The organism is Pseudoalteromonas peptidolytica (assembly GCF_012641745.1).
GTDB lineage: Bacteria > Pseudomonadota > Gammaproteobacteria > Enterobacterales > Alteromonadaceae > Pseudoalteromonas > Pseudoalteromonas peptidolytica.
Map to the genome: position 1 here is coordinate 1 of NZ_WEHZ01000040.1, position 25438 is coordinate 25438.

The 25438-nt window shown below is 43.3% G+C and carries 24 protein-coding genes; 15 read left to right on the forward strand and 9 right to left on the reverse strand.

What is annotated here, in order from left to right; translation table 11 throughout:
* Positions 1 to 145: 145 nt before the first annotated feature.
* Entirely contained in the window at positions 146 to 1195 is a 1050-nt protein-coding gene (locus F9Y84_RS19385; protein ID WP_147390085.1) for a polysaccharide deacetylase family protein, read from the reverse strand.
* Positions 1196 to 1222: 27 nt separating this feature from the next.
* On the opposite strand from F9Y84_RS19385, the gene F9Y84_RS19390 reads away from it, so the two are divergent.
* Entirely contained in the window at positions 1223 to 2491 is a 1269-nt protein-coding gene (locus F9Y84_RS19390; RefSeq protein ID WP_147390084.1) for an MATE family efflux transporter, read from the forward strand.
* Here F9Y84_RS19390 and F9Y84_RS19395 read toward each other — a convergent pair.
* Both F9Y84_RS19395 and nfuA read right to left on the reverse strand, forming a co-directional pair.
* Positions 2488 to 2766: a hypothetical protein gene (locus F9Y84_RS19395; protein ID WP_125253733.1), complete on the reverse strand. Its 279-nt coding sequence runs from the start codon at positions 2764 to 2766 to the stop codon at positions 2488 to 2490. The two genes, F9Y84_RS19390 and F9Y84_RS19395, sit on opposite strands and share 4 nt — an antisense overlap.
* Entirely contained in the window at positions 2766 to 3341 is a 576-nt protein-coding gene (gene nfuA, locus F9Y84_RS19400) for a Fe-S biogenesis protein NfuA (protein ID WP_125253732.1), read from the reverse strand. Before nfuA ends, F9Y84_RS19395 begins: the two co-directional genes overlap by 1 nt.
* A 145-nt stretch (positions 3342 to 3486) precedes the next feature.
* Between nfuA and F9Y84_RS19405 the strand changes: the two genes are divergently transcribed.
* Entirely contained in the window at positions 3487 to 6012 is a 2526-nt protein-coding gene (locus F9Y84_RS19405) for a M14 metallopeptidase family protein (RefSeq protein WP_147390083.1), read from the forward strand.
* 50 nt (positions 6013 to 6062) lie between these two features.
* On the opposite strand, the gene F9Y84_RS19410 is transcribed toward F9Y84_RS19405, so the two are convergent.
* The gene (locus F9Y84_RS19410) at positions 6063 to 6731 is read right to left on the reverse strand and encodes a ComF family protein (RefSeq protein WP_147390082.1); all 669 of its coding nucleotides are present in this window, start codon (positions 6729 to 6731) and stop codon (positions 6063 to 6065) included.
* 57 nt (positions 6732 to 6788) lie between these two features.
* On the opposite strand from F9Y84_RS19410, the gene bioH reads away from it, so the two are divergent.
* From bioH to F9Y84_RS19425, 3 genes are all read left to right on the forward strand, one after another.
* The gene (gene bioH, locus F9Y84_RS19415) at positions 6789 to 7526 is read left to right on the forward strand and encodes a pimeloyl-ACP methyl ester esterase BioH (protein ID WP_147390081.1); all 738 of its coding nucleotides are present in this window, start codon (positions 6789 to 6791) and stop codon (positions 7524 to 7526) included.
* Positions 7527 to 7633: 107 nt separating this feature from the next.
* Positions 7634 to 7942 (forward strand): hypothetical protein, encoded by a 309-nt coding sequence (locus F9Y84_RS19420; RefSeq protein ID WP_125253728.1) that lies wholly within the window; start codon positions 7634 to 7636, stop codon positions 7940 to 7942.
* A complete protein-coding gene (locus F9Y84_RS19425; RefSeq protein ID WP_128731665.1) occupies positions 7942 to 8826 on the forward strand; it encodes a putative metalloprotease CJM1_0395 family protein in 885 nt (294 codons plus the stop codon). The genes F9Y84_RS19420 and F9Y84_RS19425 overlap by 1 nt, the downstream gene beginning before the upstream one ends.
* Before the next feature lie 128 nt (positions 8827 to 8954).
* Here the strand turns inward: F9Y84_RS19425 and F9Y84_RS19430 are convergent, their stop codons facing one another.
* Together F9Y84_RS19430 and greB are read right to left on the reverse strand one after the other, a co-directional pair.
* Positions 8955 to 11267 (reverse strand): Tex family protein, encoded by a 2313-nt coding sequence (locus tag F9Y84_RS19430; RefSeq protein ID WP_147390080.1) that lies wholly within the window; start codon positions 11265 to 11267, stop codon positions 8955 to 8957.
* A gap of 89 nt (positions 11268 to 11356) precedes the next feature.
* Positions 11357 to 11842 carry a transcription elongation factor GreB gene (gene greB, locus F9Y84_RS19435; RefSeq protein WP_125253725.1) on the reverse strand — a complete coding sequence of 162 codons (486 nt, stop codon included), beginning with the start codon at positions 11840 to 11842 and terminating at the stop codon, positions 11357 to 11359.
* Between the two features lie 213 nt (positions 11843 to 12055).
* Here greB and ompR point away from each other — a divergent pair, with 213 nt between their 5' ends.
* From ompR to F9Y84_RS19465, 6 genes are all read left to right on the forward strand, one after another.
* Entirely contained in the window at positions 12056 to 12775 is a 720-nt protein-coding gene (gene ompR / locus F9Y84_RS19440) for an osmolarity response regulator transcription factor OmpR (RefSeq protein ID WP_125253724.1), read from the forward strand.
* Between the two features lie 5 nt (positions 12776 to 12780).
* Entirely contained in the window at positions 12781 to 14100 is a 1320-nt protein-coding gene (gene envZ, locus F9Y84_RS19445; RefSeq protein WP_147390079.1) for a two-component system sensor histidine kinase EnvZ, read from the forward strand.
* 93 nt (positions 14101 to 14193) lie between these two features.
* Complete coding sequence (locus F9Y84_RS19450; RefSeq protein ID WP_147390078.1) at positions 14194 to 14400, forward strand: hypothetical protein; 207 nt, start codon at positions 14194 to 14196, stop codon at positions 14398 to 14400.
* Complete coding sequence (locus tag F9Y84_RS19455) at positions 14393 to 14848, forward strand: hypothetical protein (protein ID WP_147390077.1); 456 nt, start codon at positions 14393 to 14395, stop codon at positions 14846 to 14848. The genes F9Y84_RS19450 and F9Y84_RS19455 overlap by 8 nt, the downstream gene beginning before the upstream one ends.
* Entirely contained in the window at positions 14832 to 15506 is a 675-nt protein-coding gene (locus tag F9Y84_RS19460; protein ID WP_147390076.1) for a hypothetical protein, read from the forward strand. Before F9Y84_RS19455 ends, F9Y84_RS19460 begins: the two co-directional genes overlap by 17 nt.
* Positions 15506 to 16240 (forward strand): hypothetical protein, encoded by a 735-nt coding sequence (locus F9Y84_RS19465; protein WP_192503277.1) that lies wholly within the window; start codon positions 15506 to 15508, stop codon positions 16238 to 16240. The genes F9Y84_RS19460 and F9Y84_RS19465 overlap by 1 nt, the downstream gene beginning before the upstream one ends.
* Before the next feature lie 60 nt (positions 16241 to 16300).
* On the opposite strand, the gene F9Y84_RS19470 is transcribed toward F9Y84_RS19465, so the two are convergent.
* The 3 genes from F9Y84_RS19470 to hslR all read right to left on the reverse strand — a co-directional run bounded on the left by F9Y84_RS19470 (position 16301) and on the right by hslR (position 19369).
* Positions 16301 to 17839: a phosphoenolpyruvate carboxykinase gene (locus F9Y84_RS19470; protein WP_147390075.1), complete on the reverse strand. Its 1539-nt coding sequence runs from the start codon at positions 17837 to 17839 to the stop codon at positions 16301 to 16303.
* A gap of 262 nt (positions 17840 to 18101) precedes the next feature.
* Positions 18102 to 18947, reverse strand: coding sequence for an Hsp33 family molecular chaperone HslO (hslO, locus tag F9Y84_RS19475; protein WP_125253719.1), 846 nt, complete (start codon positions 18945 to 18947; stop codon positions 18102 to 18104).
* Between the two features lie 11 nt (positions 18948 to 18958).
* Positions 18959 to 19369, reverse strand: coding sequence for a ribosome-associated heat shock protein Hsp15 (gene hslR, locus F9Y84_RS19480; protein ID WP_125253718.1), 411 nt, complete (start codon positions 19367 to 19369; stop codon positions 18959 to 18961).
* A gap of 276 nt (positions 19370 to 19645) precedes the next feature.
* On the opposite strand from hslR, the gene gspC reads away from it, so the two are divergent.
* From gspC to gspF, 4 genes are read left to right on the forward strand one after another with little or no spacing between them, the layout of a single operon-like run.
* Positions 19646 to 20530, forward strand: a complete 885-nt coding sequence (gene gspC / locus F9Y84_RS19485) for a type II secretion system protein GspC (RefSeq protein WP_128731152.1) — start codon at positions 19646 to 19648, stop codon at positions 20528 to 20530.
* Positions 20531 to 20557: 27 nt separating this feature from the next.
* The gene (gene gspD, locus F9Y84_RS19490; RefSeq protein WP_147390074.1) at positions 20558 to 22624 is read left to right on the forward strand and encodes a type II secretion system secretin GspD; all 2067 of its coding nucleotides are present in this window, start codon (positions 20558 to 20560) and stop codon (positions 22622 to 22624) included.
* Complete coding sequence (gene gspE, locus F9Y84_RS19495) at positions 22617 to 24203, forward strand: type II secretion system ATPase GspE (RefSeq protein WP_147390073.1); 1587 nt, start codon at positions 22617 to 22619, stop codon at positions 24201 to 24203. The genes gspD and gspE overlap by 8 nt, the downstream gene beginning before the upstream one ends.
* A complete protein-coding gene (gene gspF, locus F9Y84_RS19500; RefSeq protein ID WP_147390072.1) occupies positions 24203 to 25429 on the forward strand; it encodes a type II secretion system inner membrane protein GspF in 1227 nt (408 codons plus the stop codon). The genes gspE and gspF overlap by 1 nt, the downstream gene beginning before the upstream one ends.
* Positions 25430 to 25438 lie beyond the last annotated feature (9 nt).

The following is a 25438-nucleotide window of genomic DNA, read 5'->3' on the forward strand; positions in this document are numbered from 1 at the left end:
CATGCCTGTTCCTTACTGGGTCACTTTCTTTTTTGGTCGAAAGATCTGATCTTGGAACAGGCATATAGTTCCCTAGTTTTTAAATTCTTATCCCGAGCTGGGGTTAATTAAGAAAATTGGTATTATTATCAAATACTCAGGCTAACTACTGCTGCTCTACAATAACCCAAGGTTGAGAAAACCAATGGTAACGCCCCGGCTCTTGAATAGACGGTGCTGTACAGTTGTATCTTGATCTCCCCTTAGGTAATTCAGCAGGAGTTTGGATCCGAACACTATCTTTTGACTCCCAAACAAGCGTGGCTTGACCAACACCTGAAACGTAACAGGCAAACTGAGTATTGTGAAAGTCCTTAGTTTTGAAATGTAGAGTGATTTGTGGTTTTGTATTACTAGTAACACTATCTGCGTAGTGCATATTTTGTAATTGAAACGCTTTGGTGTCTAATTTCGTTTTGAGGGTCTCAAGGTTGCTGTATATGCCTGAGGCAGGGAACCGAGGGAGGCGCGTAAAATCAGATGTGAGCCCCACCGCACCAGAATGTTGACCAATACCAATTAGCCCTAACTCGCTTACAAGTTCTTGCAATTTAAGATTAAATTCGCCGTAAGGGTAAGCTAAGTAGGGGTAATCATGACCGATTTCTTCTTTAATACGCTGTTGTGACCAAGTGATATCTTGCTTGACTCGTGCTCGCCATTCGGCAATGGATTCATCATCAAGCTTTTGATGAAGGTAATCATGCTTGGCACTATGATTCGCTATCGTTGCCCCTCGTTTGGCCAATTTACGCAGTTCATACCAAGTCATTACATAACTTTTTTGTTCATCGATAAGTTGAGGATTGACAAAAATAGTGTACGGAAAACCAAACTGCTCTAAAAGTGGGGCTGCGGCAGTGATATTGTTTTCATAGCCATCATCAAAAGTGATGGCTATGGTTTTTGCCGGTAGTGTCTGTTCGGATTGCAGTGCATTCAATAGCTTCGGCAGTGGCATCACGTTATAGCCATTGTTTTTAATATAACTCAAGTGTGACTTGAAAGTTTCTTCACTGACACTGGTTACCGCAGGAAGTTTTTCACTGACGTGATGATACTGTAAGATGACAGCACCCCAACTATGTGCCGAGAACAGGGCTAAACCAAGAATAATATGTTGTATCAATTTATTAAGTGTTATAAAGCGCAACATCTGAGCCTCTTACTGCTTGCAGGTCCGATGATATTATCAAATATTACGGTGCCACTGTTAGGATTAGTCGATACAGCGGTAATTGGTCATCTAGATAGTGCTCATTTTTTGGCAGGGATTGCGCTTGGGTCTAGCTCTATCTCAGTACTATTTTGGTTGGCTAGCTTTTTGAGAATGAGCACAACGGGCGTAATTGCGCAGTCAAGCGGCGAGCAGGATAACGAAAAGCTCGTGGGTTCACTTTACACTAGTGTGCTAATAGCAATCTGTTTTGCGTTGAGTCTAATTTTATTATCACCATTTTTACTGCAAGTAATCGCATCACTGTCAAATGCGTCTAATGAGGTATTTACACAAGCAAAGCTGTACTTTCAAATTCGTGTATTTAGTGCGCCTGCTGCCATGTTAAACCTAGTGCTACTTGGTTTTATGCTAGGCATGCACTATGGACGCGGGCCATTTTATCTGGTGCTTTTCACTAATGTCGTGAATATTGTTCTGGATGTGTTATTTGTTATCGGTTTTGAGTGGGGGGTCGCGGGGGCTGCGTGGGCATCTTTGATTGCGGACTACGCAGCACTGGGGTTATCAATATTACTGACCATCAATGTTGCTAATAAACATGGGCTTGAGCTAAAGTTCAGCTTTGTAGAACGGGCACACTGGCTGAGTTTGCTGACATTGAATAGGGATATTTTTGTTCGTTCATTGATCTTACAGTTGTGCTTTAGCTTTATGACCTTTTATGGTGCTCGATTGGGAGAAGTTACACTTGCGGCAAATGCTGTATTGCTCAATTTTCTGATGTTAGTTAGTTTTGCAATGGATGGAATTGCCTATGCCTCAGAGGCTAAAGTGGGTACGGCTAAAGGCCGAGCGGATCCTGTTCAATTGCAGTTATGGGTTAAAATAAGCCTGTTTTGGGGAGCGTTATTCGCATTACTTTACAGTATGGTCTTCTATTTTTTTGGTGACTGGATTATTGGCTCTCTTACTACTATACCAGAGGTTATAGCGGCTGCGAGTATTTACTTACCTTGGCTGGTGGCTTTACCTTTAGTGGCAATGAGTTGCTTTTTATTTGATGGAATATTTGTAGGGCTGACTCGGGCAAAGGAAATGCGAAACAGCATGTTGATCTCAGCACTTTTTGGCTTCTTTTTACCTTTTTGGCTTACACATTCACTTGGAAACCATGCGCTATGGCTGGCAATGAGTTGTTTTATGGGGTTGCGAGGGCTGACATTGGCATATAAATATTACCAGTTGTCTCGTCAGGGAGCATTATTAGCCTAGGCAAAGGGGTCTTGGTTTCTCAGTGCTTGACGGCGTTTTTCTCGTGCTTCTATGACCTGTGAAAACCGATTGGCGAAAATACCGATGTAACCATAAAAGGCACTACACAGACCAATTGGCAATATGAATAAGCCAGCTATCTGAAAACGGTGGTCTTGATAGTATCCAAGCGCAATCAGAATTGCGGCAAGAATAACATCGCATAAACCAAAGAGAAAAAACTTGAGACTTCGCTTAGGGTTAGACCCTAAGCGATAAATGAGAGCTTTGCTCATTAATAGTAAGAGTGCTCGCCGCGCGCATGCTCCGTGATGTCACGCACACCATTAATTTCGTCAAACTTTGCAACCATCTCTTTTTCGATGCCTTCTTTTAACGTGACATCAATCATTGAGCAACCATTACAGCCGCCGCCAAACTGAAGTACAGCAATACCATCTTCAGTAATTTCGACTAGACTAACTTGGCCACCATGGTTTGCTAATTGTGGATTCACCTCAGTGACCAACATATGCTCCACACGTTCAGCAAGGCTTGCGTCTTCGCGTAGTCGTTTTGCTTTTGCATTTGGTGCTTTGAGAGTTAGCTGGCTACCCATTTTATCGGTAACGAAGTCGATGTCGGCTTCGTCTAGAAATGGTGCACTTTCTTCATCAACAATAGCTTCAAATCCATTGAATGGTAGACGGATATCGCTGGCTTCAACAGCGTCTGCTGGGCAATATGACACGCCACACTCAGCCTGAGACGTGCCTGGATTAACCACGAAAACTCGAATGTTGGTGCCTTCAGCTTGATCAGCTAATAGCTTTGCGAAATGGCTTTGTGCAGAATCTGAAATACGGATCATAATTCGCTCTATACTTGACTAAATTACTCGGTTAATACGTATCATACTCTCCTCATCGTATTGTCGCTAGTGTTCAGCGTAAAAATTTGGCAATCGACAGAGTGCTTGTTAGCTTGAAAAGTACACAGAACTAAAGGAAACCATCATGCGCTTAATAAGCTGTTTTATCTTGTTGCTGAGCTTCAGCTTGCAGGCAAAACCGGTTGCATATTATTTTGGTAACGAAGTGGAGTTTGACTCAAGTATTACTACCCCAAAACAGGCATTTGGTTATGAGGTGGGCCAGTGGCATTTACGCCATGATCAAATTGTCCACTACCTTCAGACACTCGCTAAAGAGAGTCCAAGGCTCAGCATTGAAACGATAGGCTACAGCCATCAAAAGCGACCACTATTATTATTAAAGGTAAGTTCGCCGAAAAACCAGCAGAACCTAGCCCGCATTCAACAAAATCACTTGGCCTCAATCGGTGATGACTCAAACCGCAGTGATAAACCTGTGGTGATGTGGATGGGATACAGTGTGCATGGCAATGAGTCGTCTGGCAGCAATGCGGCTGTTTTACTTGCTTATTATTTGGCCGCGGCGCAGGGGAAGTGGGTATCTCAACTATTGGATAATGCTATTATACTGCTAGACCCTGCTTTGAACCCTGATGGGCTTGCCCGTTTTGCAACGTGGGTTAACAGTAATAAAAGTAACTCTCCATCGACCGATCCTGCACATCGTGAACATTCGGAGGCTTGGCCTTCAAGTCGCACTAATCATTATTGGTTTGACTTAAACCGTGATTGGCTGCTGTTACAGCATCCGGAATCACGTGCGAGGATCAACGCTTTTCATAATTGGAAGCCCAATATATTAACGGACTTTCATGAAATGGGCCCCAACAGCACCTATTTTTTTCAACCTGGGATCCCATCTAGAACGCATCCTATTACACCTGCGGAGAATACCCAGTTAACGAACTTGATTGGTAAATTTCATGCCAAAGCTTTAGATGCACAAGGTAAGCTATATTTCACTCAAGAAAGTTTTGATGACTTTTACTATGGTAAAGGATCAACTTATCCAGATGTGAATGGCGCAGTGGGAATTTTATTTGAACAGGCGAGCAGTCGAGGACACGCTCAAGAAACCCTATATGGTGTGCTCAGCTTTGCTGAAACGATTAAAAACCAAGTGACTACTAGTTTATCGACTTTTCAAGCAGGCATAACACATAGACGTACTTTACTGGAATATCAGCAACAATTTTACCAACAAGCAAAGGTGCTTGCGAGTAAAGATGATACTAAAGGGTATGTGGTTGCGCGTGGTCAAGATAGCTATCGCTTTGAAGCATTCATTCACTTATTAAAGCAGCACCAGATTGAGATAAAGTATTTATCAAAAGAAAAAGAAATTGACGACCAAGTATACCAACAAGGTGATTTATATATTCCACTGGAGCAGCCGCAATATCGATTGATCAAAGCATTGTTTAGCACGCAAACGCATTTCAATGACAACACATTTTATGATGTCTCTGGCTGGACAATGCCTTATGCTTACGATCTTGATTTTGTTGCATTGAAAAGTGAGTGGGGGCTGAAGTTAAGTGATAACACGAATACTGAAAAACAAAAGCTTACACCAGTAGAAGATAGCTATGCGTATGCGATTAGTTGGCATCATTATTTGGCTCCACAGCTAGCTAATCGTTTGTTGCAAGGTGGGGTAAAAGTAGCAGCTGCTATGTCACCATTTTCGGCATCGACCACTTCTGGTAAACAACACTTTCAGCCTGGTACTTTGGTGATTGCTCGCGGAATTCAACAACATGATGATTGGTATGAGCAATTAAAAACGATCACAAGTGAATTAGGACTGCCGGTATATAGTGTCACCACAGGGTTGACTGAAAGCGGTATAGATTTAGGTTCAAGACAAATGCTGCAACTGCAAAAGCCAGAAGTACTTATTTTTGCAGGTGCAGGTATTAGTCAATATGAAGTAGGTGAGCTTTGGTATCACCTAGATAGGCACCTGATGCTGGCTCCTTCTATCGTAGAAAAGCAGATGATAGATAAGCTTGAACTTACACGCTATAGCCATATTTTGTTAGCGGATGGCAAGTACAATGATTTAAGTGATAAAGTAAAAGCCAAAATACATAGTTGGGTAGCAAAAGGAGGAGTGGTTTGGGGCCACAAGCGTGGTGCACAATGGCTTATAGAACAGCAGCTCCTTGATGCAGAGATGACTTCTAGCAAAGAAATGCGCAGACAATTTGATACTAAAAATCTGACTTTTGCAGACAAAGACCGATTGTCCGCGAGACAGCGTATTGCCGGTGCTATTTTTGATACTCGACTTGACCTTAGCCACCCACTCTCTTTTGGTTTTGAGAATAAAGAGTTGCCAGTGTTTAAGAATAGTACTTGGGTTATGTATCGCAAAGATAAACCTTTTATTGAGTCGCTAGCCTATACTAGTGCTCCGCTATTGTCGGGCTACGCCGATACTACTAATGTTGAACAAATAGCAAGCTCTTCTGCTCTTATTGCATCAAAAGCTGGTCGTGGAGTTGTGGTTGGTATGGCTGATAACCCTGTCTTCCGCGGTTTTTGGTATGGTTCAAGCAGGCTATTAAACAATGCGCTGTTCTTCGCTCAAGGCGTGCGATAGTCTGAGGCAATAAACATGAAATAAAGCGAAAATAATAAACCCATTACCAGCTAACCTTCAAACGGTGTGAGGCTAATACTCATCGCCCACACCGACTTGGCCCCTTGCTGTTTGCAGGCTTTAGCTGCCGCATCCATTGTTGCTCCTGTTGTGATCACATCCTCTAGCAACAGAATGTTTTTTCCCTCAACAGGGGTTACGGTTGAAAACGCACCACGTAAATTTACTTTACGGCGAGCTTTACTAAGAGTGGATTGCGCCTGAGTTTTTTTGTTTCTTATTAAAACTGTTGGTTGTAATGGTAACCCCTGCCATATTTGCTCCACCTGATTGTAGCCTCTTTGAATGAAGCGAAAGCGGTGTAAAGGTAAGCAACACGCTACATCTACGCAGAGGGGGGATGCTTTTTGAAATCGCTGCCAGAGTGTATGCGCCAAGATACTTAGCGCACACTGGTGTACTTTATTGTGGTGAAACTTAATCCCTTGAAGCCAGTGTGAAATGGGTGGCCGATACCAGCTTACCGCACTTAATCCATCACAGTGATCAAGGCTTACCAAGCGTTTGATATTAGGATAACTTAAGAGATTTATCTCCTTATCATCAAAATCTAAGCATGTTGGTAAACAATATTTGCACACAGGATCCGGTGCGCGTTGTCCGCAACTGGTACAAATTTGTGTGATTGCGCTTGTAAAACACCTGTTGAGTTGGAGCATTGCTTTCCATCCTAGGTTAGCTATCATGGCTTCAAGTGTGGTTGAGAGAAGAAACAAATGCAAAATGAAGTCGTATTTCTTCACGGCTGGGGAATGAATAAGGCTGTGTGGCAATTATGTGAAGCCACATTACAAAGTGAAGTACCCTATACACTCAAAGCAATAAATCTTCCTGGATTTGGAGGTTCAAGTAGTGCCGCAGGTGGTTATATACTTGAAAAAAATGCAGAGCTAATCGCCGAGCAGTTGTCCTGTCAGAGTGTTGTTGTTGGTTGGTCGTTAGGTGGGCTATTTGCACTTTACTTGGCGAAACATTTTCCAGAAAAAGTGAGTAAAGTAATATTGGTCGCTTCCACTCCACTTTTTGCTGAAAAGTTTAATTGGCCGGGCATTGCTCCTAAAGTGTTAAATAACTTTGCGACACAACTGACAACGAATACAGGTAAAACCATTGAGCGCTTTTTGGCTATTCAAGCGATGGGAAGTGAACATGCTAGAGATGATATTAAACAGCTTAGAACCTTACTTGGGCAGCTTCCCCAAGCGGAGGATAAAGCGCTTTCTGGCGGACTTACGATATTAGAAACAGTGGATCTACGAGATATGTTTGTAGAAATTGAACAACCAATATCGGGTATTTTTGGCCGTTTAGATTCACTTGTACCGCATGCTGCGATAGATCAAATGCACCAATTGAACCCTAAATTTGAGAGTCATGTTCTGCCAAAAGCGTCTCATGCACCATTTATTTCGCACAAAGATACGTTTATATCATTACTAAAATCAATTATTTAAATAATTAAAATAATAAAGCGGCAAAAAATTGCCGCTTTTCCTTTCCTTTGTTGATTTCTTGCGCAATAATTAGTCAGTAAGAAAAGGTCTATTTAATAGGTGTGCTTATGCCAATAGGTGATGTGCTAAATAACGGGATTGATGGTTACAACCGTGCTGCTCAAGGCATCGCTCAGGCGAGTGCCGATATAAACAGAGCCGCAGCTGAAGAGCAAACGTCCACAGACCGTGCATTTGGGCGACAGTTACAAGGGGCGAGTACCGAAGAAGCGGTGACTGCGCCTGTTAGTGAGACCCCGAGTCTCACTGAGTCTGTTGTTGCCTTGAAAGTGGAAGAATTTAATGCGAAAGCCAATGTGCAAAGCATCCGCACAGCAGACGAAGCACTAGGTACGTTGATTGATATAAAAGTGTAATGAACATAGTAACGCCACCACCGGCGATGAACCTCAACACTGCCAACGTGTACACCGAATCGGTCGTACGCGACAACCAGCTACGTGAAGCGATCCCCAAGGCAACCCCTACTAACCCTTCATTTGCAGATAACCGTAATCTCTCTGATTCAGAAAAAGGCAGAGCGTCGGAGCCTGATGAAACCAAACTTTATGGCTCTGATGGAAAAACCGAGCAAGGTAAGAAAGTAGAAGGTAAAGGAGAGGAGCAGCAAGAGGAAGGCCAGGAAAAAGGTAAAAGTGAGCAAGAACAGCAGCAAGCTGAGCAGGAAGAACAAATTGTTCAAGAGTTAAAGGCTCGAGATAGAGAGGTTCGATTACACGAGCAAGCTCATGCTAGGGTTGGGGGGCAGTATGCTGGCTCTCCAAGTTACGAATATCAGCGTGGCCCTGATGGTAATAATTACGCCATTGGTGGTCAGGTTATGATAGACGTCGCGCCGATCGAAGGAGATCCACAAGCGACGATCGAGAAAATGCAAACGGTGAGGGCCGCAGCATTGGCTCCTGCCGAGCCGTCTGGCGCTGATAGGGCTATTGCTGCAGATGCAACGCAAAAGTTGTCGGCGGCGCAAGCAGATCTTGCTAAGGCTGCTATTAGTGGTGAAGAACAAAACGACAGTCAGCGCGTGCAAAACATTCAAACAAGGCGTTTGAGTGGGGAACAGGCGAAAGCGGAATCTGAAGAAGAGCAAGCAAAGCTCAAACAAGATGCTGACCCTTATGCTGTAGCGATGCCGATAGAAGCTGATCCTGAAATACAAGCCAGGTCGCTTCGGATCTCAGATTTTTACCAACATGTTGCAATGCCAAACCAGCCAGCTTCGCTGTCTGTACAGATTTAACCCTAGATATTGGTCTTCTCCTCCGCGGATCAATGTAGTAATAGCGAGTTAATCCCCCAAAATCGAAAAGCGCGACTAAGGCCGCGCTTTTCTTTGTTAGCTCATCGAAGTGAGCATTACCCCTATTATTACTTTTTCAGCTTGGCAAATGCTTCTGCAAAGGCATTGCCCATGGCCGCATTACCAGCATCTCGTGATTTTGGTTTTGACGGCTTTTGTGTTGATTTGCCTTTGTGAGACTTGGTACTTTGTTTTTGTGCTGGGTGATGTGACACCTCATCGTTGAGGCGCATTGTAAAGCTAATTCGCTTACGAGGTACGTCAACTTCAATCACCTTAACTTTTACAATATCACCAGCTTTAACCACTTCACGTGGATCGGAGATAAATTTATCCGTGAGTGCAGAGATATGCACTAAGCCGTCTTGGTGAACACCAACATCAACGAAAGCGCCAAAGTTAGCAACGTTTGACACCACTCCCTCTAAAGTCATCCCGACTTTTAAGTCATTAATGGTCTCAACACCCGCTTTGAATTGTGCTGTTTTAAACTCAGGACGAGGATCTCGGCCTGGCTTATCTAATTCTTTAATAATATCAGTGACGGTAGGTACACCAAATTTCTCGTCTACGTAGTCGTTAGCAACCAAGCGATTTAAAATATCATGATTACCTATCAATGCGTCTACTTCTATATTTTGTTTTGTACAAATAGCCTTAATGACAGGGTATGCCTCTGGGTGTACCGCTGACGCATCTAATGGATCGTCACCGTTTGCGATGCGCAAAAAGCCAGCGGCCTGTTCAAAGGCTTTTGGCCCCAAGCGCTCAACTTTCTTGAGTGCTTTACGATTAGTGAAAGAGCCGTTTTCATCGCGATATTTGATGATATTGCTGGCTAAAGTTTTGTTTAATCCCGAGACTCTGGTTAATAGTGGGATTGATGCGGTATTCACGTCTACCCCAACAGAGTTTACACAGTCTTCCACAACGGCTGTTAGTGTTTGTCCTAATTGGCTCTGCGAGACATCATGCTGGTATTGGCCAACACCGATTGATTTTGGCTCTATTTTTACCAGCTCTGCAAGCGGATCCTGTAGTCTCCGTGCGATAGAAACTGCCCCGCGCAGTGACACGTCAAGATCTGGAAATTCATTGGCTGCAAACTCAGATGCAGAGTAAACCGATGCACCTGCTTCACTCACCATGATTTTATTGAGCTTGAGTTCTGCGGCATTCTTTAACAGCTCTGCTGCAAGTTTATCGGTTTCTCGTGATGCCGTACCATTACCTATTGCAATGAGTTCAACTTTATATTGGCGACACATTTGCTCAAGTGTCTTGAGTGACTTTTCCCATTGGTTTTGAGGCGCATGTGGATGAATAGTGCTAGTGGCAATCAATTTTCCTGTTTTATCGACAATGGCAACCTTACATCCAGTGCGAAGGCCAGGATCGATACCCATAGTCGTTTTTGCACCGGCCGGCGCTGCCATTAACAGGTCTTTTAGATTTTTAGCAAATACTTCGATGGCATCGAGTTCAGCCTTTTCGCGCATAGCACCCAAAAATTCATTTTCTAAGTGTAATGATATTTTGATCTTCCAGGCCCATTGCACCACGCTCATCAGCCATTCGCTCGCTGGCGCGCCTGAAACCGCAAGAGTATAATGATCGGCAATGATCTGCGCACAAAATTGATTAGCGTCTTCGACACTTGGCTCAGGATTGATTGAAAGCTGCAGTACTCCTTCATTACGTGCTCTTAACATTGCCAAGGCGCGGTGAGAAGGGATTTTATTTAATAGCTCATTGTGCTCAAAGTAATCGCGATATTTGTTGCCAGTCTCTTCTTTACCTGTGATTACCTTCGCTTCTATTTGCGCATGCTCTTTGAGATGGGCGCGAAGCTTAGCAAGTAATTTTGCATCTTCTGCAAAGCGCTCCATTAAGATAAATTTAGCACCATCTAGCGCAGATTTGCTGTCTGCGACTCCTTTATCTGAGTCAATAAAGGTTGCTGCTTGTTGCTCTGGGTTAAGGTTTGGATCGTTAAATAGCGCGTCAGCGAGTGGCTCAAGTCCAGCTTCAATGGCTATTTGCCCTTTCGTTCTGCGCTTTGGTTTGTAAGGAAGGTACAAATCCTCTAATACGGTTTTGCTGTCAGCAGCTTGGATTTCTGCATGTAGTTCAGGTGTGAGCTTGCCCTGTTCGTCAATGGTTTTGACGATAAACTCACGGCGCTCATCTAGCTCTCTTAGGTAGCTTAACCTTTGCTCAAGTAAGCGTAGTTGGGTGTCATCTAGGCCACCTGTTGCCTCTTTACGGTATCGTGCAATGAATGGTACGGTTGACCCTTCGTCTAGCAAAGTGATAGCAGCATTAACTTGCTGTTCTTTGGCGTTAAGCTCAGTTGCTAAACGTTGTGCGATATTGCTCATGCAAAATCCTTATACTCATCTTAATCAGTTTGTGCAGGCCCGATATAAAAGTGCGTTAAGTTGGGCAAGCAAAATTCAGTTCAATGTTATCATTGTTCCGTGTTATTACGATATTCGATTTGGTTGATAAACCAAAGTCTCTGACTGTGGGCTGTCTTGACCATGATTTCATCATCTACTTGTTTACCTAATAAAGCGCGAGCCATAGGCGCATCGATGGAAATATAGTCATTACGTTCGTATATTTCATCAGGCCCTACAACACGAAATACGCGCGTTTCTCCGTCTTCGCTCTCTACCTCTACCCATGCACCAAAATAGACTTTGCCGTTTTGTTCAGGGCTATACTCCACGACTTTAAGTTCAGGTAAGCGCTTGCGTAAAAAGCGTACTCGTCTGTCAATTTGTCTCAGTAGGCGTTTATTGAACGTGTAGTCAGCATTTTCTGAGCGATCGCCTAAGCTTGCAGCCCAATTAACTATTTTGGTAATTTCTGGACGTTTTTCAAACCACAGATGGTCATGTTCTTGCTGTAGTTTGCGGTATCCCTCGGGTGTGATTAAATTCGTTTTCATGTAGCTTAGGTCTGTTGAGTTAAAGCGTTGTAATGTTCGGTAACAATCTAGTATCAATGTATGGTGTCACAAAGCACTAAATTCAATTATATTTAAGCATAATAATACATAGTCCAGATTTACGATGAGCGTTGAATGAACAGAAATAGAAGTTGCGTGCGCAATACCGCAACTCGGTGAACGTTAGTAAATTGATAAATAGAAGAAATGAAAATGGGAAACGAAACCACCAAAGTTCTCGTCGTTGACGATGATATGCGCTTACGTAGTTTATTGGAGCGTTATTTAGTTGAGCAAGGGTTTATTGTACGAAGTGCTGCTAACTCAGAGCAAATGGATAGATTGCTAGAGCGAGAAAACTTCCATCTGATGGTATTAGATTTGATGCTTCCGGGAGAAGATGGTTTATCTATATGTCGCCGTTTGAGGCAAAAAGAAAACGAAATCCCGATCGTGATGTTGACGGCCAAGGGTGATGAAGTGGATCGGATTATTGGTCTTGAGCTTGGTGCAGATGATTATATTCCAAAACCATTCAATCCCAGAGAGTTGCTTGCCCGTATTAAAGCTATTTTACGCCGTCGTGCGAAAGAAGTGCCGGGGGCTCCTGCTGCTGAGGAAAACGAGGTTAGTTTTGGTGATTTTACACTTAATCTAGCTACTCGAGAAATGCAGCATGGAGAAAATACAATTTCACTGACCTCTGGTGAATTTGCAGTATTGAAGGCGCTAGTTAGCCACCCAAGAGAGCCTTTAAGCCGTGATAAGTTAATGAATCTTGCCAGAGGCCGAGATTATAGTGCGCTAGAGCGTAGTATAGATGTTCAGGTCTCTCGACTGCGTCGGATGATTGAAGATGATGCGTCAAATCCGCGTTATATCCAGACCGTATGGGGTCTAGGTTACGTGTTTGTGCCTGACGGCGTGAAGTAGCTGCGATGTTACCAAGAAGTGCTTTTGGGCAAACCGTTTTCTTTGTTGGTGCTTTGCTGCTGATAAATCAGGTTGTGTCATATATTACTGTCACCCTTTATGTGTTTAAACCGACATTTGAACAAGTCAATTTAATGTTAGCCAAGCAAGTCAAAACGGTCTTCATTGATTGGGAAGAGGGAGTTGAGGTTGGCAGTGAGTTATCTCAAAAATTTTTTGAGATAACGGGGATTGAAGTAATGACACAGCGCCAAGCATATGCCAACGGGCTTGGTCAGGCAAAAGAGTACACTTTGCTTTCACGTAGTATGTCTGAGCAGTTAAATGGCTCTGCACGTGTGAGGATAAGCCAAGGAGATCCGGTGGTTTATTGGGTAGAAGCACCTCAAGCCCCCGGTTATTGGGTGAGAGTTCCACTAAGCGGCCTGAGTGAAACTAAAATGGAATTTCTTGTTTTTTACTTATCCAGTATCGGCTTTTTGAGTGTTTTAGGTGGTTGGCTCTTTGCTCGTCATCTAAATAAGCCATTAAAGTCCCTACAAATTGCAGCCAGTCGAGTTGGTGTCGGAGACTTCTCTACACGACTAGTTGAAGAAGGTTCTACAGAAGTCATTGAGGTAACTCGTGCGTTCAACAAAATGTCTAAAGGTATCGCAGAGTTAGAAAGTGATAGAAGACTTCTTATGGCAGGCGTATCTCATGATTTAAGAACGCCCCTAACTCGAATTCGCCTAGCCACAGAAATGATGTCGGACGAAGAAGACTATCTGCGCGAAGGTATCATTGATGACATCGAAGATATGAATGCGATTATCGATCAGTTTATCGAATATCTACGTCACCACAATGGCGCTGAGATGTCGGCTGATGACATCAACACCGTGATAGAGGAAGTTGTGCATGCTGAGCAGCAGCATCAGCGCCCAATCCGTTTACAAGCTGAGCAATATTTGCCGTCTGTTATGATGAATGCTGTTGCCTTGAAGCGAGTGTTTACTAACATGATTGAAAATGCCATCCGCTACTCAGACAAAGATATTGAGGTTACAACCGAATATAGTCCAAAGCATCGTGCTGTGATTGTTAAAGTAATGGATAGAGGACCTGGGATCCCAGAGTCTGAACTTGAGTCTGTATTTGAGCCCTTTAAGCAGGGGGATCAAGCAAGAGGCAGTGAGGGAAGTGGTCTAGGACTTGCGATTATCAAGCGGATCGTGACTACGCATGGTGGTAAGGTGAAACTACGCAATCGTGATGGCGGGGGGTTGAGCGCTGAGGTTTCTTTGCCAGCCTACCGTGGTAAGCTAGAAGAAAATAATAATTAATACCTTATATGGTATACCTTCAGGTTAGCTCGAATACTGTTTGGCTTCAGTTTTCAAAACGGTGCCTCCAGTAGAGCGTAAGGAAAGTAATTTGTGGCTATAGTAGTATCCAGCACACGATTGATCCCGGTTTTGCGACGTGTCGTTGCAGCGAAAAAGTTTGCCCAGCTTCATCCATCTCTGATCCCATTCTTGCTGTATTTAGCCATTAGTGGTATCGGTTTGTATTATCTTGCCTGTTTGCTCAATGCGTTTGGTTTTTCAGCTTTGAAGCATATAGGGATCAGTGATCATGACTAATTTTCTATTTGTCCCAGCATTGCTACTAGTTAGTTTGAGCCTGCTTACGCTAATTAAACAAGATAAAAAGTTGGTTGCGATCCGATTTCTGGGCTTAGGTAAATTGAGTTATATCGTGAATCATCCACTTTATAAATTTCCGGTACTTAGTGCTTCAATATCGACGCTTGTGTTATCTGCTTATGCAGCTGATTTCGCTGCAAGTAGCGCGGTGAAAGAAGTGAAAAGTTTACAACAGGGTAACGTTGACGTTTATTTAAGTTACCCGATTGACTGGTTTGGCCAATCTGTAATGACTATTCCTTCGGCTGTGATTTTGTTATCAACCTCACGATATACTTTTATTTATCACCCCGAAACGAAAAAAGCAGTTGCGATCCCTGATGTGAATTTAGGCAGTATCGTCAAGATGACTCGTTTGGAGCATTCGCATGAAAAAAGTAGATAACGACGCGGAATATTTTGCTTGGTTTGCAATCACAAAAAATAAGTGCACGCAGTTTATTTACCAGCAGCCTGCATTACTCATGACTTTGGGTTACCTTACACTCAATCTATCCGGATTTACCTACCTCTGGAGTCTATTTGATGCTTTCTCAATAGAGATCATCAAATATATGGAATTAAGTGATTTTGTAATGGCATTCTTAGCCGAGCCAAGCATTCTCTTAGCCTCTTTAGGGGCTATTATCGTAGGCGGTGGTGGCGTTTACTTTATCAGTAAAATAAACATAAAACTGAGTGATGCTAACGCGCCTGAAGGCTGGAAAAGCTGGTTGCTTAGCAATCGTCTGTTTTACTGTTTTAACCCTTTTTATTCTTTGGTCGTTATAGCGACTCTCATTTATCCAAACATATATGCAGGTGTCGTGGGTAAATGGAATGCGCAAAGTATCAAGCAGGGCGTGATGGCACCATATAATGTTGATTTAATTAACCCAGTCCACGTTGGCCAGTTTCAACAATATCACTTCCAAAACATGCAGATTATTTTCGAATCGGGGCGGTACCTTTTTTTATTTGAACATTCAAAAGGTCGAACAGTGATCTTCGCAAGAGATAATATTGCCAGCATTCAGATGGCGACACAGGGTGTAGACAACTAATGCTGCGTCATTCTATCAAGCTTACACATGCTGATCTGACATATCGAGACAGCGCACTTGATGATAAAAAAGTTTGTCAATTAAAGCATATTATTGCCAAGAGTTTTGCTGACATTGATGTCGACGCCTACTTTGAATATTATTTTGAACAAGATGCCAAAGTAAAGCGTAGGCTCAGATTATTTTTTCTTGATTGCAATATTGTAGGCTATTGCCTTTTAACATTTGATGATAGTCACCATCATTTTTGCTTAGTGGGGGCGTCAGCTGCATTTTTACCAGAACATAGAGGTCAAAATAGCACTTTTGCGTTTTCATTGTCTGAGGTGTTTAAGTACTACCTTCGCAACCCGTTACGCCGTGTATTATACGCGGACACCATGTTAAGCCCTGCCATGTTTAGAGCCATGGCGAAAAATATCGCACAGGTTTACCCCAACCAAACGCCTCCCGATAGAGCCATTGCTGAGCTATACAATGAGATTAACTCTGAAGGCTTAATTAGTGCGGAAAATGGCCTGCGCTGCCTAAAAGCCGTGGGGCGCAAAACTAACTATAGTAACGCGGAGATTGCGCGCTTTCGAGAAAGTCAAAAAGCAGAAATTGCGCTTTATTGTCGTGTTAACCCAAATTTTGACAAAGGGATTGCACTAGTCACTATCATTCCAATTACGTTCACACAGTTTGTGCTGACGTTGAAAAAAATGATCTGGCGCGCGGTTTTTCAAAAATGAGACAATAAAAAAACGCCCAACGAGGGGCGCTTTTGATAAAGGAATCTTTATCTATCGTGTTTAGCCACGAGGACCTGCTGCTTTGATTGCCTCAGAAACATCGTATTTAGCAAAGTTCTCTTTAAAGTCAGCTGCGAGCTTAGCTGCATATTCAGCATACTTAGCCTGATCTTGCCAAGTGTTCACAGGATTTAATAGTTTGCTATCTACGCCTTCAACAGCAACTGGCACATCTAGATTTAATGTTTCAATATGTTGTGTTTCAACACCTTCTAATGTGTTGTTCACAATGGCATCAATAACCGCACGAGTAGTCGGAATGTCGAAGCGTTTACCAATACCGTACGGACCACCAGTCCAACCTGTGTTTACTAGGTAAACTTTAGCGCCAAACTCACGCACGCGTTTCATTAGTAGCTCAGCGTACACGCCTGCTGGACGCGGGAAGAAAGGGGCACCAAAACAAGTTGAGAAAGTTGATTCGATATCAGAGGTTGAACCAATCTCAGTTGAGCCTACTTTCGCCGTGTAACCACTAAGGAAGTGGTAAGCAGCCGCTTCTTCGCTCAGGATTGAAACTGGAGGAAGTACACCGCTCACATCACAAGTCAGGAACACAACAGCACGAGGTTCACCAGCACGGTTTTCCACTTTGCGTTTTTCAACGTGCTCTAGTGGATAGGCTGCACGAGTATTTTGGGTGAGGCTGGTATCCGCAAAATTTGGTACTTTGTTTTCATCAAGTACAACATTTTCTAAAATAGTACCAAACTTAATTGCATTCCAGATCACAGGCTCATTTTTCTGTGAAAGGTCAATACACTTAGCGTAGCAGCCACCTTCAATATTAAATACGCTGCCTGGCGCCCAGCCGTGCTCGTCATCACCGATAAGGAAACGCTTAGGATCTGCCGACAGTGTTGTTTTACCGGTTCCCGATAATCCAAAGAACAAGGTGGTGTCGCCAGCTTCACCAACGTTCGCACTACAGTGCATAGGCAATACGCCTTTCGCAGGAAGAAGGAAGTTCTGTACTGAGAACATCGACTTTTTCATTTCACCGGCATAATGCATACCCGCGATAAGCACTTTGCGCTGAGCAAAGTTGATGATAACGGTACCATCACTGTTTGTGCCATCACGTTCTGGATCACAAACAAAAGAAGGTACATTCATCACCTGCCATTCAGGTAAATCAGCTTTGTTATATGAAGTAGGTTCAATAAACATGTTCTTTGCGAAGATGTGATGCCAAGCAGTTTCAGTAGTAACCACCACTGGTAAATAGTGCTCTGGATCTGCACCCACTTCTAAGTGAGAGACGAAGTGGTTATTTTCAAGAACGTGCGCTTCAACGCGAGTCCACAGCGCATCAAATTTAGCACTATCGAATGGGCGATTTACATTTCCCCACTGAATATCATTTTCTGTGCTTGATTCTTGTACGATGAAACGGTCATTAGGTGAACGTCCTGTACGACGACCTGTTTTTGCAACAAAAGCTCCATTTGCGGCTAAAGTGCCCTCGCCACGACGGATAGCGTGTTCGACAAGTTCAGCTGCGGTTAGATCGACAAAACGAGTAGCGCTTGAAGTCATGTTTATACCTAAAATGTGAGAGTTGAACGGGATAGCTCTGGGGTACTCTTGCCCTTAGCTAAATTTATAGTAACAGATGAAATTGAGATATTCGAGCCTTTGGAGGCCTTAAAATTACATAAAAACGTCAAAAAACTTGAATAATTTCAATGATACCGGTGTCATAACTTTTGCCAGTTTTATGACACCGGTATCACCATAGGGCCACAAAAAAACCGCCAAAAATGGCGGTTTCATTCTACAATAAAGTCCTACTATAAATTTAATTAAATAGTGACTTCACGTCTTGTTCGCTAAAAACATAGTTCTTTAAGCAGTAATGGCAGCTGATGTTGATTTCACCCTGCTTTTGTAAGTCTTCAAGTAAGGCTGCTTGCCCAACATTTACTAGCGCGTTTTCCGTTTTCTCACGGCTACAACCACACACAAACGAGATAGTTTGCGGCTCAAATAGCTGTGGGTTATCTTCGTGATACAGGCGCGTTAATACAGTGTTAGCATCAAGATCCAGCATTTCCTCTTGCTTTATTGTATTACTCAATGCCTCAAGGTGTTGGAAGTCAGCAATCGACTTTTCTTTATTTACAGGTAAAACTTGTAAGAACAAGCCCGCAGCTTTTACTTTTTCGTCCGTAACACTTGTTGCAAACCATAAGCGTGTTTTTAACTGTTCAGATTGTTCAAAGTAATCTTCAAGACATTCTGCAAGGGTATCCTTTGAGAGCGGTACAATACCTTGATAGCGCTCGCCTTTGATAGGGGTAATGGTAATAACCATATAGCCTTTACCAATCATCTCAGGGATAGATCCCCCCTTAATTTCTGATTGCAACCTGGCGATACCACGCATTTGTTGCTTGTGGTTTCCGTTGATCACTGCGTACTTCACCGGTCCATCACCTTGTAATTGGACGGCAATATCACCTTCAAACTTTAGTGTGGCAGTCAGCAAGCTGGTTGCAACTAATAGCTCACCAAGCAGATGTTGTACTGGCTCCGGGTAATTATGACCACTGATAATGTCAGTAAAAGTTTGTTCTATTTGTACAAGCTCTCCGCGCACGTCAAGTTTGTCAAAAATATAACGATGGAGTAAATCAGTCTGCATCAATGAAAATCCTAGTTTGATTTCAGTTTAAGTAATTCACGGCGTTGTTTCTTATCCGGCTTAGTTGCTGGACGTGGCGCAAACAAACTATTATTTTGGCGCGCCAACGCGTTTTGAGTTCGCTTCTCAATACTCGCTTCAGATTCTTCGTAAAGCGTTTGAGCGATAGGAGCAGCCTGGCGCTTCTCCATAATTTTGAGTATGGTTACTTCTTTTTCTTCATAGCCTTGAGCCAACTTGATAACCGCACCGACTTCAACCGTTTTACTAGGTTTACATCGTTGACCGTTATAGTGTACTTTGCCACCTTGAACCATATCACGCGCAAGTGCTCTGGTTTTATAGAAGCGGGCAGCCCATAACCATTTATCAATTCGAACTTTCTGTTCAGATTGGTTGTTTTCCTGTTGGAGTTTTGTCACAATTCGTTAACTATTTGCAAGAGTGAAATTTAACCTAGTAAATTTAGCATAATTCGCTATGCAAACAAAGTGAACGGCAGGCACTAAACTTGTGAGTTAATCGCATTTTACCTAAAAAGTGAACGAATATGAGTGTCTATGTTCTAACGTTAAGTTTAGATTCAGTTAATTAGCTTACGGTGTACCTAATTAAATAAAAAGTTTAACAATTGCGCGCTTGTTGAAAAAATATCAAGGCGGTACACTGGGGCGTTAAATAGAATAAGAAAGTATTATATGGAATTACAGATACAACAGCTTCAGAAGCTCTGGCTTGGTTTGCCCCATGCAAAATTGAGTCGCATTATTGTTGTCCTGTCGGTTGTTTATGTTGCGTTTCTCTTCTCGCAACTGTTTTGGTTGTTATGGCCTGTGCCACAAACACAACCCTTACTGCCAGCTTCACAGTTATATAGCCAATCTGGCAAAAGCGTTACTAGTCAAGGGATCGTAGCACAAAACTTATTTGGAAAAGCCAATTCAGTAGCTGAAGTTAAACCGGAACCGATTGTCTCAGATGCGCCCGAAACGACATTAAATGTGAGATTAACTGGGATTGTTGCCGTCAGCCAAGATGATGGTGCAGGACTGGCGATTATTGAGTCACAAGGTCGCCAAGAAACGTACTCAGTAAATGCTGCGATTAAGGGGACTCGAGCAAAGTTGGCGCGTGTGCTTCCAGATCGTGTGATTTTGGATGTAAGCGGTCGTTTTGAAACTTTGATGTTAGACGGATTAGAATTTAGCCGTAATGTGGCAATGCCCACGAGAACCAAACAAATAGTAAATAATACCACTTCGCCTACCCCGACCCGCAATGAATTAGCAAATCGTCGTCAAGAGCTACTCAGCGATCCTGGAAAGCTATTTGACTATATAAAAATTTCACCCGAGCGACGCAGTGGTGAGTTAATCGGGTACCGCCTTTCACCCGGCAAAGATCCTGAACTATTCAAACAGGTAGGACTACAAGCGAATGATTTAGCAATCGCTATTAACGGGTTTCAACTCACGGATATGAAACAGGCTATGTCAGCAATTAACGAGCTGAGAACCAGTACAGATGCGAACATCACGATCGAGCGAGACGGTCAAGTGATGGATGTGCAGTTTAGCCTGTAAAGTTATTAATTTTGGAGTTTTAGAATAATGGGTAAAAAGCTACACCTCACAAAAACCAAAAAAGGGTTAGCTAAGTATGCAACACTCTTAATTGCTGCTGGTATTTCACTTTCTGTTTCTGCGGTTGAATATGCAGCGAACTTCAAAGGCACTGATATCAATGAGTTCATTAATATCGTTAGTGATAAGCTAAACAAAACCATCATTATCGATCCTAATGTGCGCGGTAACATTAACGTGCGCAGCTATGAGTTGATGGATGAAAAGCTATATTATCAGTTTTTCCTAAATGTGCTCGAAGTGTACGGCTATTCTGTTATTGAAATGGATACCGGTGTGCTTAAAGTTGTTCGTAGCTCCGATGGTAAGAAGTCAAATGTGCCACTGGTATCAGCTGAAGAACGCGGAAATGGCGATGTGATGGTTACGCGCGTGGTACGTGTGAAAAACGTGAGCGTACAGGAGCTCGGCCCTCTTATCCGTCAATTTAGTGACCAAAAAGATGGCGGTCACGTGACTAACCTTAACTCCGCCAATGTGATGATGCTGACAGGGCATGCTTCATCTGTAAATCGCCTTGTTGATATCATCAAAACGGTAGACCAAGCCGGTGATAAACGAGTAGATATTGTAAAGCTAAAGCATGCAACCGCAGACGATGTGGTAAAAGTGGTAGAGAAAATCTTCCAAGACTCGGGTAAAGGCGGCATGCCTGATTTTTTGATCCCCAAGATTGTATCAGACACCCGTACCAACAGCGTCATTGTGAGCGGAGAGTCTCAAGCTCGTAGCCGAGCAGCAGAACTGATCAAACGCTTAGATGACGAGCTGCAATCACAAGGCAATACTCAGGTTTTCTATCTGAATTATGCAAAAGCTGAAGACTTAGTGAAGGTACTGCAAGGGGTTAGCAAGTCAATCGAGGAAGAGCAAGCAGGTGGTCAAACAGCTAGAAAGTTAAACACTAAAAAACAAGATACCAGCATAGAAGCCCACGAAGATTCGAATTCATTGGTGATCACTGCACAACCTGACACAATGCGCTCGCTCAGCCAAGTGATTAAAAAACTTGATATTCGTCGGGCTCAAGTACTCGTTGAAGCGATTGTTGTAGAGGTATCTGAAGCTGACGGTATTAATCTAGGTCTGCAGTGGATCTCTGAAAAAGGTGGCATGCTGCAATTTAATGATGGTACCACTGTCCCAGTTGGCTCTTTAGCCGTGGCAGCAGAGCAAGCACGAGATAAAGAGATAAAAGGAACCATCATAGGAACTGATGATAATGATGTGTCTAATACAACAACCACTGAGCGTGGAGATTACAGCGGGTTAGCTGGGTTGCTTAAAAACATCAATGGTCTAGCAGCAGGTATCGTGAAAAACGATTGGGGTGCAATCATTCAAGCGGTAACCACGGATACCAACTCAAATATTCTAGCTACACCGTCTGTTACCACTATGGATAACGAAGAAGCCTCTATGATTGTCGGTGAAGAAGTGCCAATCGTAACAGGCTCGACTGCTAATGATAATAACTCTAACCCATTCCAAACGGTGGACCGTCAAGAAGTGGGTATCAAGTTAAAAGTAACGCCACAGATCAATGACGGAAGTGCTGTTCAGCTGACCATTGAACAAGAAGTTTCTAGTGTTAAAGGTGCCACTTCTGTCGATATTAGAGTTGCGAAGCGGGCTATTAATACAACCGTTATTGCTGATGATGGTGGCATGGTTATTCTTGGTGGTCTGATTGATGAAACGGTACAAGAGAGTGTTTCTAAGGTTCCGTTACTCGGTGATATACCAATTCTTGGACACTTATTCAGATCGACAGGTACCAAAAAAGAAAAGCGTAACCTATTGGTGTTCATTCGCCCAACTATCATTCGTGATAGTCGTAGCATGAATGAAATCAGTCATTCTAAATACAACTTCATTCGTGGTGAACAGCATAAACACAGGGAAGAGGGAATTGAGCTTATGCCGTTTGAGGATACGCCAATACTACCCAAGTGGGATGACAAGCTGACGTTGCCACCGACGTATGAAGAGTTTTTAAAAGAGCAAAACCGTAAAGAGCGTGAAGATGATTAACGAAGAAGTCGCGCCGAGTTTAGATGCTGAAGCTGAGGAAATGGCGGCGCAGTTACAAAACGTCAGCTCAGCACCAGATGATATTGTTGCGGTAGCAGATACTTCTACGGTAGCACTTCGTTTGCCATTTTCTTATGCACGTCGAAAAGGTGTGTTACTCAGTCCAGATGGCGATCAGGTCAAGTTAATCCACAAAGGCACGCTTGACCGAGAAACCTTGATGGAAGTTCGTCGCGTCGCAGCTAAAGCACTTTATCTTGAGGAGCTAGATGAAGCTCGGTTTGAGCACATGCTAGAAGCTGCCTATCAACGAGATAGCTCTGAGACTCAGCAGATGATGGAGGACATAGGCAACGAAATGGATCTATTTTCGTTGGCCGAGGAGCTTCCACAAACCGAAGATTTGCTCGCCGCAGATGATGATGCACCAATCATTAAGCTAATCAATGCGATGCTGAGCGAGGCGATTAAAGAAGGTGCGTCGGATATACACATCGAAACGTTTGAACAAGAGTTAGTGATCCGCTTTAGGGTTGATGGTGTGTTAAAAGAGGTTTTAAAGCCTAACCGTAAGTTGTCTTCGCTACTAGTATCGCGTATCAAAGTAATGGCAAAGTTAGATATTGCTGAGAAGCGTGTACCGCAAGATGGTAGGATCAGCCTTAGGATCGCAGGTCGAGCTGTGGATGTTAGGGTATCAACCATGCCTTCGAGCTTTGGTGAGCGAGTCGTATTACGTTTACTTGACAAAAACAACGCAAGGTTAGACCTAGAAGACCTTGGTATGACTCAAGCTAATCGAGATGCTTTTGCTGAGATCATCGCAAAACCTCATGGCATCATCTTGGTTACAGGCCCGACAGGTTCTGGTAAAAGTACCACTTTGTATGCAGGTATGACGCAAATCAACTCCAGAGATCGTAATATCTTAACGGTTGAAGATCCCATTGAATACGAGATCCCCGGCATAGGCCAAACTCAAGTTAACCCTAAAGTAGATATGACATTTGCTCGAGGGTTGCGTGCAATCCTGCGTCAAGACCCTGATGTTGTTATGGTTGGTGAGATCCGAGATTTAGAGACTGCACAAATCGGCGTGCAAGCCTCACTAACCGGTCACTTGGTGTTATCAACCCTACACACGAACACTGCCGCAGGTGCCATCACTCGTATGGAAGACATGGGAGTGGAACCATTCCTGTTAAGTTCGTCACTGTTAGGGGTGTTGTCGCAGCGTTTGGTCAGAACACTTTGTTCTAATTGTAAAGAAGCACATTTAGCCGATGAACGTGAATGTGAGTTACTGGGTGTAGCCAAAGACAGTAATACACAAATATATCGTGCTGTAGGGTGTGAGGAATGTAATTACAACGGCTATAAGGGTCGAACTGGTATCCATGAATTACTAATAGTGGACGAAGCAATCCGTGAGCTTATTCACAACGGCAAAGGTGAACAAGCCGTCGAAAAGTATATCCGTAAACGTACGCCAAGCATTAGGCAAGATGGTTGCTCGCGAGTACTTGCAGGCCAAACAACCTTGGAAGAAGTATTGCGTGTAACGCGTGAGGAAGGCTAATGGCAGCTTTTGAATATCGCGCCTTAGATGGTAAAGGTAAAGAAAAAAAAGGAATTTTAGAAGCTGATACCGCAAAGCAAGTTCGGCAGATGCTAAGAGAAAAGGCGTTAATGCCGCTTGAAGTGCTACCGGCTGCTGAGAAAGAAAAGAGTCAAAGTAACGCTGGATTTTCGCTATTTAAAGGGTACCGCCCTTCGGTTTCAGATATTGCGTTGATCACCCGTCAACTTGCTACCCTAATACAGTCTTCGTTGCCAGTAGAGGCGGCGGTTATGGCGGTAGCAGAGCAATGTGAAAAGCCAAGATTAAAGCGTATGCTGATGGCGGTACGCTCCAAAGTGGTCGAAGGTTATACGCTTGCTGATGGTATGTCAGAATTTCCGCATGTGTTTGATCACTTATATCGCTCAATGGTCGCGGCAGGTGAAAAATCAGGCCACTTGGATGAAGTACTGAACCGCTTGGCTGATTATACAGAGCAGCGCCAACATATGCGCAGTCAAATTACTCAGGCCATGGTATATCCAATTATTTTGGTGATATTTGCCATTGCAATTGTCTCTATATTGCTCGGTACCGTAGTACCAAAAATTTTGAAAACGTTTGAAAAATCAAAGCAAGCGTTGCCATGGACAACTGAGTGGGTAATGGCAGCAAGTAATTTTGTGCAAAACTACTGGATGATCACGTTAGCTGTGTGTGTCATTGGTACCTATATATTTAAAAAAGCACTTCAAAAACCTAAATTTCGTTTTTGGTACGACAGCAAATTGCTGAGCTTACCGGGGCTGGGCAAGGTAACTCGTAGTGTTAATACTGCGCGCTTTGCTCGTACCCTTAGTATATTGTCATCAAGTTCGGTTCCGCTGCTTGAGGGAATGAAAATTTCAGGGCAAGTACTCGAAAACGAAAAAATAAAGGCTTCAGTCGCTGAGGCTGCCACTCGGGTGAGCGAGGGGGCAAGCCTTAGAGCTTCACTTCAACAAACCAAGATGTTCCCGCCAATGATGTTACATATGATAGCCAGCGGAGAAAAATCAGGTGAGTTGGAGCAAATGCTTGAGCGTGCAGCTAATAACCAAGAGCAAGAGTTTGAAAGTATGGTAAATGTCTCGCTGAAATTGCTAGAACCTGCAATGATAGCGACAATGGCGATTATCGTACTGTTTATTGTTATGGCAATTCTTCAGCCAATAATGGCGATGAACAAAGCCGTAGGATTATAGTCAAAAAGG